The 10,507-nt window shown below is 67.0% G+C and carries 12 protein-coding genes; 7 read left to right on the top strand and 5 right to left on the bottom strand.

Features of this window, described 5'->3' with window-relative positions:
* Window positions 1–124 precede the first annotated feature (124 nt).
* Window positions 125–958, top strand: coding sequence for a cytochrome c (locus tag QZM35_RS04350; protein ID WP_301775460.1), 834 nt, complete (start codon window positions 125–127; stop codon window positions 956–958).
* Window positions 959–992: 34 nt separating this feature from the next.
* On the top strand, window positions 993–1,472 hold the full coding sequence (locus QZM35_RS04345; RefSeq protein WP_301775459.1) for a GNAT family N-acetyltransferase: 480 nt from the start codon (window positions 993–995) through the stop codon (window positions 1,470–1,472).
* Window positions 1,473–1,564: 92 nt separating this feature from the next.
* Here the strand turns inward: QZM35_RS04345 and QZM35_RS04340 are convergent, their stop codons facing one another.
* The 3 genes from QZM35_RS04340 to QZM35_RS04330 are packed head-to-tail and all read right to left on the bottom strand — an operon-like array spanning window position 1,565 to window position 4,568.
* On the bottom strand, window positions 1,565–2,830 hold the full coding sequence (locus tag QZM35_RS04340) for a Zn-dependent hydrolase (protein ID WP_301775458.1): 1,266 nt from the start codon (window positions 2,828–2,830) through the stop codon (window positions 1,565–1,567).
* A complete protein-coding gene (locus QZM35_RS04335) occupies window positions 2,823–3,347 on the bottom strand; it encodes an L-2-amino-thiazoline-4-carboxylic acid hydrolase (RefSeq protein WP_089474620.1) in 525 nt (174 codons plus the stop codon). The genes QZM35_RS04340 and QZM35_RS04335 overlap by 8 nt, the downstream gene beginning before the upstream one ends.
* A gap of 54 nt (window positions 3,348–3,401) precedes the next feature.
* Complete coding sequence (locus QZM35_RS04330; protein WP_301775457.1) at window positions 3,402–4,568, bottom strand: branched-chain amino acid ABC transporter substrate-binding protein; 1,167 nt, start codon at window positions 4,566–4,568, stop codon at window positions 3,402–3,404.
* 178 nt (window positions 4,569–4,746) lie between these two features.
* Here QZM35_RS04330 and QZM35_RS04325 point away from each other — a divergent pair, with 178 nt between their 5' ends.
* From QZM35_RS04325 to ahpF, 5 genes are all read left to right on the top strand, one after another.
* Window positions 4,747–5,643 (top strand): LysR substrate-binding domain-containing protein, encoded by an 897-nt coding sequence (locus QZM35_RS04325; RefSeq protein WP_011355549.1) that lies wholly within the window; start codon window positions 4,747–4,749, stop codon window positions 5,641–5,643.
* 89 nt (window positions 5,644–5,732) lie between these two features.
* Window positions 5,733–5,951: a CopG family transcriptional regulator gene (locus QZM35_RS04320; protein ID WP_089427770.1), complete on the top strand. Its 219-nt coding sequence runs from the start codon at window positions 5,733–5,735 to the stop codon at window positions 5,949–5,951.
* Complete coding sequence (locus QZM35_RS04315; protein ID WP_174971768.1) at window positions 5,945–6,310, top strand: type II toxin-antitoxin system VapC family toxin; 366 nt, start codon at window positions 5,945–5,947, stop codon at window positions 6,308–6,310. The genes QZM35_RS04320 and QZM35_RS04315 overlap by 7 nt, the downstream gene beginning before the upstream one ends.
* 312 nt (window positions 6,311–6,622) lie before the next feature.
* On the top strand, window positions 6,623–7,186 hold the full coding sequence (gene ahpC, locus QZM35_RS04310) for an alkyl hydroperoxide reductase subunit C (protein WP_006488685.1): 564 nt from the start codon (window positions 6,623–6,625) through the stop codon (window positions 7,184–7,186).
* Window positions 7,187–7,314: 128 nt separating this feature from the next.
* Window positions 7,315–8,913 (top strand): alkyl hydroperoxide reductase subunit F, encoded by a 1,599-nt coding sequence (ahpF, locus tag QZM35_RS04305; protein WP_301775456.1) that lies wholly within the window; start codon window positions 7,315–7,317, stop codon window positions 8,911–8,913.
* Between the two features lie 95 nt (window positions 8,914–9,008).
* Here ahpF and QZM35_RS04300 read toward each other — a convergent pair whose 3' ends face one another.
* Both QZM35_RS04300 and QZM35_RS04295 read right to left on the bottom strand, forming a co-directional pair.
* Window positions 9,009–9,788: an extensin gene (locus QZM35_RS04300; RefSeq protein ID WP_301775455.1), complete on the bottom strand. Its 780-nt coding sequence runs from the start codon at window positions 9,786–9,788 to the stop codon at window positions 9,009–9,011.
* A 160-nt stretch (window positions 9,789–9,948) separates the two neighbouring features.
* Window positions 9,949–10,503, bottom strand: a complete 555-nt coding sequence (locus QZM35_RS04295; protein ID WP_089427774.1) for a carboxymuconolactone decarboxylase family protein — start codon at window positions 10,501–10,503, stop codon at window positions 9,949–9,951.
* Window positions 10,504–10,507: the final 4 nt, after the last annotated feature.

Genomic DNA, 10,507 nt, shown 5'->3' with positions numbered 1-10,507 from the left:
GCCCCCCCTTCCCGCGCCGCAGTCGCCAGCGCCGCGCGTACCGGATAGACTGTCGCCCGATTCCTTCCATCGGCCGCGGCGTCCGCCTCCTGTCGCCGCCGGAACGCCCTTTCCCGGAGAACGAATGCTGAAGCGCCGGTGGTTTTCGCTTTTGCTGCTGACGGTTTGCCTGATCGGACAACGCGCGTCGGCCCAGTCCGCGCTTGAACTCGAGACCGACGGCACGGCCCGCGCCCTCACCCGGCAGACGCTGCTCGCGCGCCCCGATGCCGCCGACATCCACGTGCCGCGCGACATCGCGTACGGCCGGCCGATGACGTTCCGCGCGGTGCCGTTCGCCGCGCTGCTCGGCGACAGGCTGCCGGCCGACGGCGTGCTCGAAACCCGTGCCGCCGACGGCTTCGCCGCGCAACTGCCGCTGGATCTCGTGCGCCGCCGCCCGCAGGCCGGCGCCATCCCGTGGCTCGCGATCGAGGATCCGGCGCATCCATGGCCGAAGCTGCCCGGCAAACAGGTCAGCGCCGGGCCGTTCTACCTGGTCTGGCTCGGGCCGGACGCGTCGTCGGTGCGCGGCGAGCAGTGGCCGTACCAGATCGTGCGCATCACGATCGAATCGTCGCCGCTCGCGCGCTGGCCGTCGCTCGCCGTCGATGCCGCGCTACCCGCGAACGATCCGGCTCGCGCGGGCCAGCGCCTGTTCGTCACGCAATGCCTCGCGTGCCACCGCCTCGACGGCGCGGGCAGCAGCCACGCCGGCCCCGACCTGAACACGCCGATGAACCCGGTCGACTACTTCCAGCCGGCCGCGCTGCGCCGCTATATCCGCAACCCGGCGTCGGTGCGCGACTGGCCGGGCCGCAGCATGCCGGCGTTTCCGCCCGACCAGCTGAGCGACCGCGAGCTCGACCAGATCGTCGCGTATCTCGCTTATATGGCGCGGCGCAAGGCCGCCCAGTAACGCGCGGCTGAATCGAATGACTCGAGGAACGTTGATGACGTCAGGCGATACGCTGTTCACCATCGCACCGATCGATGCCGCGCAGACGCACCCGCTGCGCGCGATGATCCTGCTGAATGGCGATCTGGATGCGAGCGCGCTGGCCGGTGATCTTGCGCCGACGACGCTGCACGTCGGCGTACGCGACGCGTCGGGCATCGTCGCCGTTGCATCGCTCTGCGAGGAGCTGCGCGAAGACGATCCTGCGCGACCGGCATGGCGGCTGCGCGGGATGGCTGTCCACCCTACCGTGCGCGGCTTGGGCTTCGGGCGCGTGCTGGTGCAGGTTTGCGTGAGGCACGCGCAAGCGCGTGGGGCCGCGCTCGTGTGGTGCACGGCACGCGAGACCGCGTACCGGTTCTATGAAAAGCTCGGGTTCGCGGCCGATGACGCGACGATCACGATGCCGGGGCGCACCGATACGGCGTTCCATGTGATGCGGCGGTATATCGATCGGCAATCGCCGGCGGGCTGACGCGAACCGCACGTTCGCGTGGTCAGGTGGAAAGCGACGCGGCCCGGCCTGGAGGGCACCCTCCCGCCGGACCGTCGCCGTCACACTCGGATTCAGGCTTCCTGCGCGCTCCGCAGCACCGCACGCAACAGCACGTCGGCGCCCGCCGCCGCCCATTCGGGCGTAATCGCTTCGGCTTCGTTGTGGCTCAGCCCGTCGACGCACGGCACGAAGATCATCCCCGTCGGCGCGACGCGCGCGACATAGCACGCGTCATGACCGGCGCCGGACACGATATCCATGTGCGACAGCCCGAGCGCCTGCGCCGCCTCACGCACCGTGTCGATGCAGCGCGGCGCGAACGGAATCGGCGCATACGTGAAGATCTGCTCGATCTGCGCACCGAGGCCCGTTTCGTCGGCCACCCGTGCAAGTTCCGCGCGCAGCGCCGCGTCGAGCTCGTCGAGCACCGCGTCATCGGGATGACGGAATTCGACGGTGAAGAAGCACCCGCCCGGCACGGTATTACGCGAGTTCGGCCGCGCCTCGATCATCCCGACCGTTGCCCGCGCGTACGGCGCGTAACGGCGGCCGAGCACTTCGACGAACGAGATCATCCGCGCGGCGCCGACCAGCGCATCGCGGCGGAATTCCATCGGCGTCGTGCCCGCATGTGCGTCGACACCGGTGAGCGTCACCTCGTACCAGCGCTGCCCCTGCCCGGCCGTGACGACGCCGATCGTCTTGCCGGCCCGTTCGAGAATCGCGCCCTGTTCGATATGCAGCTCGTACGCCGCATGCACCGGATAGCCGCCGACAGGCTCGGCACCCGCGTAGCCGATCCGCGCCAGTTCCTCGCCGATCGTCCTGCCTGCGCCATCGGTGCGCGACAGCCCGTATTCGAGCGTGTAGACGCCCGAGAACACGCCGGCCGACACCATCGCCGGCGCGAAGCGCGAGCCTTCCTCGTTGGTCCAGATCACGACGTCGATCGGGCGCTCGGTCTCGATGCCCGCGTCGTTCAGCGCGCGCACGACCTCGAGCCCGCCGAGCACGCCATAGATGCCGTCGTAGCGGCCGCCCGTCGGCTGCGAATCGGCGTGCGAGCCGGTCATGACGGGCGCGGCGTCGGGGTTGCGCCCCGCGCGGCGCGCGAACACGTTGCCCATCCGGTCCACGCGCACCGTGCAGTCGGCGTCTTGCGCCCATTGCACGAACAGGTCGCGCGACTCGCGATCGAGATCGGTCAGCGCAAGTCGGCAGACGCCGCCCTTCGGCGTCGCGCCGATCTGCGCCATCCGGTCGAGCGACGCCCACAGGCGGTCGCCGTCGACGCGCGGCGCGCTCACGCTTTCGGCAATCGTGTTGTCGTCACGCATCGCCATTCTCCGGCGCCGCTTGCCGCGCGTAACGGAAATCGCAGCGCTTGCCGCCCTGCATGATCGTGCTCGTCCGCGTGAGCGCGATGTCCGGCGCATAGCCCTGGATGAAATAGCTGTCGCGCGCGCAGCTCAGCAGGTGCCCGATCTCGCCGAGCCCCATCGCGTGATACATCTCCGCGTAGCTGCAGCGATGCACGTCGTAGTCGTAATGCGCGTCGTCCGCGCGCCGCACCTCGACGTCGAGCGCATCGTCCTTCTCCCACAGCACCTGCAGCGCGATGAACGACTTCACGCTCGTGCCATCCGGTTCCTGTGCGGCGAACGTGCGGCCGGCGTCCACTGCCGCGCCGCGCACGGCTTCCGCGATCACGGCCTGCGCGCGCTCGGCGCCGAACTCGCGCTTCATGATCTCGTAGATCGGCTTGATGATTTCCGCTTCGATGCGGCGCCGCGCGAGGATCCCGAGGCGCGTGTCCTCGGGGGCGGCGGCAGATGTCTGGGTGGCTTCGGTCATGGGGATCGTCTTGGTTGTTTTATCGCTGTGTCGTGCTAGGTCGCGCTAGGTCGTTTACTTGGTCGCGGTGCGCGAGCCGCCGAGCACGTCGACGACGCTCCACTTGCCGCCGCGCACCTGGTAGATCGTGAAGGCCGGGTCCTTCAGGTTGCCTTCGTTGTCGAACGCGATCCGCCCCGTCACGCCGGGCCGGTCGATCGTACGCACCGCCGCGACCAGTTTCGCCGGCTGCGTCGTACCGGCTTTCTGCGCGGCAGCGATCAGCGTGGCGGCCGCGTCGTACGCGAACGGCGCATGCAGCTCGATCGGCGCGCGGAAGCGCGCCTGGTATTGCGTATCGAACGCCTTGCCGCCCGGCATCCGGTCGAGCGGCAGGCCCGGTTCAAGCGCGGTCACGCCGTCGCCGTCCTTGCCGGCCAGCGACAGGAAGGTCTGGCTTACGAAGCCGCCCGCGCCGAGCAGCGGCGCGTTCACGCCGAGCTGGCGCATCCGGCGCGAGATCGGCGCGGCCTGCGCATCGAGGCCGCCGAAAAACACGAGATCCGCGCGCTTGCCCTTGATCGCGGTCAGCACGCCGCTGAAGTCGGTCGTCTTGTCGTTCACGTACTGGCGATCGACGATCGTGCCGCCGTTCGCCTGCACGCCCTTGATGAACTGGTCGGCCAGGCCCGAGCCGAACGACGTGCGATCGTCGATCACCGCGATGCGCTTCGCCTTCAGCGTCTTCACCGCATACGCGCCGGTGAAATTGCCGCCCGCATCGTCGTGACCCATGATGCGGAAGGCGGTCGTGTAACCCTGCTGCGTGTATTGATGGCCGGTGGACGCCGGTGCGATCTGCGGGATGCCCGCATCGCGGTAGACGCGCGACGCCGGCACGCTGCAGCCCGTGTTCCAGTGGCCGACGACGCCGATCACGTGCTGGTCGACGAGCTGCTGCGCGACCGCGACGGCCGTGCGCGGATCGGATTGATCATCGGCCGCGACGAGCTTGTAGACGACCGGCTTGCCGCCGATGGTCGGATGCTTCGCGTTCGCGTCGTCGATCGCGAGTTGCGCGCCGTTCTGCAGATCCTTGCCGATCCGCGCGGACGGGCCGGTGAGCGGCGCGGCGAGACCGATCAGGACGGTCTGCGGCGCGGATTGTGCGAACGCGGGAACGGAGGCGACCAGGGCGGCCGCCGAGAATGCGAGGCTGGCGTGGAGAAAGGCGATTTTCATGTGTGGGGGATCAGCGAATCGAATCAAAACATGAAAAATATTAAATATTCGGCACCCAAACCCCAAATACCCAATTGTTGGATGCTTATGCCGTTCCCGACACATTAACCTACATCACTGTAAATACAGGGTATTTTCATGTTGTCGCTTACCCTGATTTTTCGATAAAATTCGACACATGAAAAATATCGAACAATTGCCGCACGATCCACCGCTGCGCGCGGTGCGTGCGTTCGAAGCTTTCGCGCGTCTCGGGTCGGTCACCGCGGCGGCGGGCGAACTCGACATCACGCCGTCGGCGGTCAGCCATCAGCTGCAACTGCTCGAAGCATTCATCCAGACGCCGCTGACCGTGCGCGAGGGTCGGCTGCTCGCGCTCACCGACGAAGGCCGCGACTACTACCGCTCGATCAGCGCCGCGTTCTCGGTGCTGCGCAGCGCGACGCGCTTCGTGCGCGACCGCTCGTCGCTGCGGCAAATCACCGTCAGCCTGATTCCACTGCTCGGCATCGGCTGGTTCATTCCGCGGTTGCATGCGTTCCTGGCCGATAACACGGACGTCGACGTGACGGTGTTGTACGCGCATCACCGCAACTACCGCAGCGACGCATCGGACCTGTCGATCCGCTTCGGCACCGGCGACTGGCCCGGCTACCGCTGCGAGCGGCTGCTGCCGGGCGCGATGGTGCCGATGTGCAGCCCGTCGTTCCTGAAGCGCCACGGGCCGTTCCGCACGCCGGCCGATCTCGCGCGTGCCCCGCTCGTGCACGACGAGGATCGCAGCACGTGGGTCAACTGGCTGCAGGGCGCGGGTGTCAAGCACGTGTCGCATGCGGTCGGGCCGATGTTCGAGGACGGCCAGCTCACGCTGAGCGCCGCACGCGCGGATCTCGGCGCGGCCTTGCTGCGCGCGCCGCTGGTCGAGCGCGAGCTGGCGAATGGCGAGCTCGTGAAGCTGTTCGATCACGCGCTCGACGACGGGCGCGATTACTACCTGTGCACGCGTGAGGACGCGGACATGCCGGACGGGGCCAGGCGGCTGGCGGAGTGGTTGAGGAAGATGGCGGGGATTTGAGCGGAGCGCCTTACCGCCTCACCCCACCCGAGCCTTGCGCGACCTCAACGGCACATATATGATATACATATCGTATATCGGAGGCTGCCATGAGCCGGATTCTGGTTGATCTATCGAACGGCCAACTCGACGAGTTGGCCGCCATCGTCGAGACTGAGCGTCGTCCCCGCGCCGCCATCATCCGCGACGCGATCGATGCCTACATCGCCCTGCACAAGCGTCCGCTCGCGGACGACGTCTTCGGTCTCTGGAAAGATCGCACGGTCGATGGGCTCGCTTATCAGGAAGAACTGCGCTCGGAATGGTAAAGGCTCTCTTCGACACCAACATCCTGATCGATTATCTGGGCGGCGTGGAATCCGCCCGCACGGAACTCGGCCGCTATGACTATCGAGCGATCAGCGCGATCTCGTGGATGGAGGTTCTGGTCGGCACGTCCTCACATAATGAAGCCGCGATGCGCGCTTGGCTGTCGTCGTTCGATGTCATCGCGCTCGACGAAGCAGTTGCCAATCGTGCCGTGACCATTCGCCAGGAACGCCGCATACGCCTGCCCGACGCGATCGTCTGGGCATCGGCACAAGTGAACGGACTGTTGTTCGTTTCGCGCAACACAAAAGACTTCCCAGCCACCGAACCCGGCGTTCGCGTGCCATACCAGATCTGAATCGATGGGCGCGGTTGCGCGCCCTCTCCCCGCCGCGCCCCATCCAACCGCATTCGACGATACCCCCCCCCGTCTAGAAGGCACCGGATAATCGCCGGCACATCACACCGCCCCTCACTCTCGCCCATATCGGACGGGGACCTCGCCCGTCCAACGCTTCAAAATTGCCGCTCCGCACACCCCACTCAATCAAGGGCCGGAAGCAGATAGAAATTCCTGATGCCCCGGATTGAAACAAGCAATTTCACAAGCTCAGGGTGAACCCGGATACTGGGAACACTTCATCAACACCACCGCAAAGGAACTCGCAAGATGCCGATCATCAACACCCAAATCAAGCCGTTTAAGGCAACCGCATACCACAACGGCGACTTCGTGCCCGTCTCGGAAGAGAACTTCAAGGGCAAGTGGTCCGTCGTCGTGTTCTACCCGGCCGACTTCACCTTCGTCTGCCCGACCGAGCTGGGCGACCTCGCCGACCGTTACGCGGAATTCCAGAAGCTGGGTGTCGAAATCTACGGCGTGTCGACCGACACGCACTTCACGCACAAGGCATGGCACGACACGTCGGACACGATCGGCAAGATCAAGTACCCGATGATCGGCGACCCGACGCTCACGCTGTCGCGCAACTTCGACGTGCTGATCGAGGAAGAAGGGATGGCCCTGCGCGGCACGTTCGTGATCAACCCGGAAGGCGAGATCAAGCTGTGCGAAATCCACGACAACGGCATCGGCCGTGACGCAGGCGAACTGCTGCGCAAGGTGCAGGCGGCGCAATACATCGCGGCGCACCCGGGTGAAGTGTGCCCGGCCAAGTGGACGCCGGGTGCGGAAACGCTGACCCCGTCGCTCGACCTGATCGGCAAGATCTGACGATCGCGCCGCGCGCCTCGCACGAGGCGCGCGAGCCTCCCGATGACGGGCCGCCGCGGCATGCGGCCCGCGCCCTCCTCCGGCACGACGTGCCCGACCAGAATCATTAATACGGAATCCGAAACGCCATGCTCGACGCCAATCTCAAGAACCAACTCAAAGCGTACCTCGAAAAGATCACGCGCCCGATCGAACTCGTCGCCTCGCTCGACGACAGCGCGAAATCGCAGGAACTGCTGGCGCTGCTGAACGAGATTGCGTCGCTGACGGATCGCGTGACCGTGTCCGAACGCCGCGACGACGCCGAGCGCAAGCCGTCGTTCTCGATCGGCGAGCCCGGCAAGCCGGCCGGCATCCGCTTCGCCGGCATCCCGATGGGCCATGAATTCACGTCGCTCGTGCTCGCGCTGCTGCAGACGGGCGGCCATCCGATCAAGCTCGACGACGACGTGATCGAACAGATCCGCGCGCTCGACGGCGACTACGCGTTCGAGACGTATTTCTCGCTGTCGTGCCAGAACTGCCCGGAAGTCGTGCAGGCGCTGAACGTGATGTCGCTGATCAACCCGCGCATCCGTCACGTCGCGATCGACGGTGCGCTGTTCCAGGGCGAAGTCGAGTCGCGCCAGATCATGGCCGTGCCGACGATGTTCCTGAACGGCGCCTCGTTCGGCCAGGGCCGCAGCAGCGTGAAGGAAATCCTCGCGAAGCTCGATGCGGGCGCCAGCGCACGGGCCGCGAAGTCGCTCGAGACCAAGCCGGTGTTCGATACGCTGATCGTCGGCGGCGGCCCGGCAGGCGCGGCGGCCGCGATCTACTCGGCGCGCAAGGGCATTGCGACGGGTGTCGTGGCCGAGCGTTTCGGCGGCCAGGTGCTCGACACGATGGCGATCGAGAACTTCGTGTCGGTGCAGGAAACCGAAGGGCCGAAGTTCGCGACCGCGCTCGAACAGCACGTGAAGCAGTACGACGTCGACATCATGGACGTGCAGCGCGCCGATGCGCTGATTCCGGGCGACGTGCACCAGATCCGCCTCGCGAACGGCGCGGTGCTGAAGGCGAAGACGATCATCCTCGCGACCGGCGCGCGCTGGCGCGAAATCAACGTGCCGGGCGAGCGCGAATACCGCAACCGCGGTGTCGCGTACTGCCCGCACTGCGACGGCCCGCTGTTCAAGGGCAAGCGCGTCGCGGTGGTCGGCGGCGGCAACTCGGGTGTCGAGGCCGCGATCGACCTCGCCGGCATCGTGAAGGAAGTCACGCTGATCGAATACGGCGCGCAACTGCGTGCGGACGAAGTGCTGCAGCGCAAGCTGCGCAGCCTGCCGAACGTGACGATCGTCACGCAGGCGCAAACGACCGAGCTGACCGGCGACGGCAGCAAGCTGAACGGGCTCGTCTACAAGGATCTGCGCTCGGGCGACACGCAGCGCATCGATCTCGAAGGCGTGTTCGTGCAGATCGGCCTCGTGCCGAACACCGAATGGCTGAAGGGTACGGTCGAACTGTCGAAGCACGGCGAGATCGTCGTCGATGCGCGCGGCGCGACGTCGATACCGGGCGTGTTCGCGGCCGGCGACGTGACGACGGTGCCGTTCAAGCAGATCGTGATCGCCGTGGGCGAAGGCGCGAAGGCATCGCTCGGTGCGTTCGACCACCTGATCCGGCAGGACGTGGCGCCGGTGGCAACCGCTCAGCCGCAGGCCGAGGAAGCGGTCGCCGCGTAACGCGCGTCAGCCCGTCGGCACAACAGTTTGTCTCTCTTGGCCCCGCATGCTTTAGTCGGCATGCGGGGTCCTTTTTATGCCGAAGGCGTTCGCGGTTACTTGGTCGCGGTCGGGCTGCCGTCCGCTGGCGCAGGCGCCGTCGACTTGAAACTGCTGGACTGCCTGACCAGTTGCTCGGTCATCGCGGCGGCAACCGGATTCGCGCCCGATGACGAACTGCCCTGCCGGGTTGAACCGCCGCCCGATGACATCGACGGCATCGATGACATCGACGGCGGCGGCAATGACGGGTCGAGTTTCGCCGATTCCCTGACGAGCGCGGCCGTCTCCGGCGTTTCGGATTTCGTTGCGGAGGGGGCTGCAGCCGCGTGGCGTTCGAGGCCGTCGCGCTTGCGCGACGCGCGTTGCGTGACCTGCGCGGGTGCGGGTGCCGGTGCGGCCTGCTGCACGGGTTTGGCGGCTGGCGGCGGTGCCGATGGGGTCGAATCCTGCGCATCGACGGTCACGACGTTGACCTTCGGCGGCGGTGCGCTCGGCTTCGTCACCGGCTGCGGCTTGTCGCTGACAACCGGCACGGCTGGCGCTGCGTCGACGCGCGCGGTGGCGGCCGGCGCAGCAGGCGCCGGTGCGGGGGGCGGCGGCGCGACAGCCGCCTGTTTCGGTGCCATCGCGGCGGCCGGGGCCGGCGGCGCGATGGTGCCCTGCACGGCGTGATCGTTGCCCGCGGGCGCCGCGGCAACGGGCGCGGCCGAATCGCCGATGCCGGCATCTTCGATCGCGCGGTGATCCGCACGCAGGAGCATCACGTAGGCAGTGCCGGCGGCGGCTACCAGGAGCCCACCGGCGATCATCAAGGTCTTGCGGGTACTCGTCATGCTTGCTCACCGCTCATATCGACGTGAACAAGCCATCATACCCGGCGATCGGCCGTCGATCCCGCACGAATACATTTGGTTGCATTGTGCCGGAACAGGTCGGCAAACCGTTCGTCAGATGTATCGCCTGCGCTGCTCCGGCACGATCAACGCACGGGCATCACTCCGGAAACGGCAATTCGGTCTGCCCTTCCGCGCGCATGCCGAACGTGTTCAGCGTCATCGCGACGAGCGCGTAGTAGCCGAGCAATGCAACGAGATTGACGACGACCTCGTGGCCGAAGCGCGCTTGCGCCCGTGCGAACGTCGCGTCGCTCACGCGCCGCGTGTCGTACAGCTCGCTCGCGAACGCATGGATCAGCGCATCGTCGTCCGACTCGAATGCGGGCGCGACGCCGCGCCGGATCGCGTCGGCCGTCGCGGCCGGCACGCCCGCGTCGAGTGCGATCGGATAATGGATGTGCCACTCGGCCTGCGAGCGCCAGCGCGCGGCCGTCACGAGAATCGCGAGTTCCGACAGGCGCAGCGGCAGGCCCGTGCGATAGCGGCAGAACGCGCCGAGCTTCTGCGCATGTTGCGCCAGCTCGGGGCTCGCGATCCAGCCGAGAAACGGCCCGTTCAGGTTGCCGCGCGGGCCGCTGAGAATGTCGGCCAGCACGGCCTTCTGTTCATCGGTGGCCGATGCGGGATCGAACGGAGGCAATCTGTTGGTCATGGCG

It is taken from the genome of Burkholderia sp. AU45274, from assembly GCF_030482505.1.
Lineage (GTDB): Bacteria > Pseudomonadota > Gammaproteobacteria > Burkholderiales > Burkholderiaceae > Burkholderia.
This window is presented reverse-complemented; position numbering and strand designations above follow the sequence as displayed.

Coding starts and splice junctions, on each gene's coding strand:
- QZM35_RS04350 (WP_301775460.1), top strand. CDS start 125: ATGCTGAAGCGCCGGTGGTTTTCGCTTTTGCTGCTGACGGTTTGCCTG.
- QZM35_RS04345 (WP_301775459.1), top strand. CDS start 993: ATGACGTCAGGCGATACGCTGTTCACCATCGCACCGATCGATGCCGCG.
- QZM35_RS04340 (WP_301775458.1), bottom strand. CDS start 2,830: ATGCGTGACGACAACACGATTGCCGAAAGCGTGAGCGCGCCGCGCGTC.
- QZM35_RS04335 (WP_089474620.1), bottom strand. CDS start 3,347: ATGACCGAAGCCACCCAGACATCTGCCGCCGCCCCCGAGGACACGCGC.
- QZM35_RS04330 (WP_301775457.1), bottom strand. CDS start 4,568: ATGAAAATCGCCTTTCTCCACGCCAGCCTCGCATTCTCGGCGGCCGCC.
- QZM35_RS04325 (WP_011355549.1), top strand. CDS start 4,747: ATGAAAAATATCGAACAATTGCCGCACGATCCACCGCTGCGCGCGGTG.
- QZM35_RS04320 (WP_089427770.1), top strand. CDS start 5,733: ATGAGCCGGATTCTGGTTGATCTATCGAACGGCCAACTCGACGAGTTG.
- QZM35_RS04315 (WP_174971768.1), top strand. CDS start 5,945: ATGGTAAAGGCTCTCTTCGACACCAACATCCTGATCGATTATCTGGGC.
- ahpC (WP_006488685.1), top strand. CDS start 6,623: ATGCCGATCATCAACACCCAAATCAAGCCGTTTAAGGCAACCGCATAC.
- ahpF (WP_301775456.1), top strand. CDS start 7,315: ATGCTCGACGCCAATCTCAAGAACCAACTCAAAGCGTACCTCGAAAAG.
- QZM35_RS04300 (WP_301775455.1), bottom strand. CDS start 9,788: ATGACGAGTACCCGCAAGACCTTGATGATCGCCGGTGGGCTCCTGGTA.
- QZM35_RS04295 (WP_089427774.1), bottom strand. CDS start 10,503: ATGACCAACAGATTGCCTCCGTTCGATCCCGCATCGGCCACCGATGAA.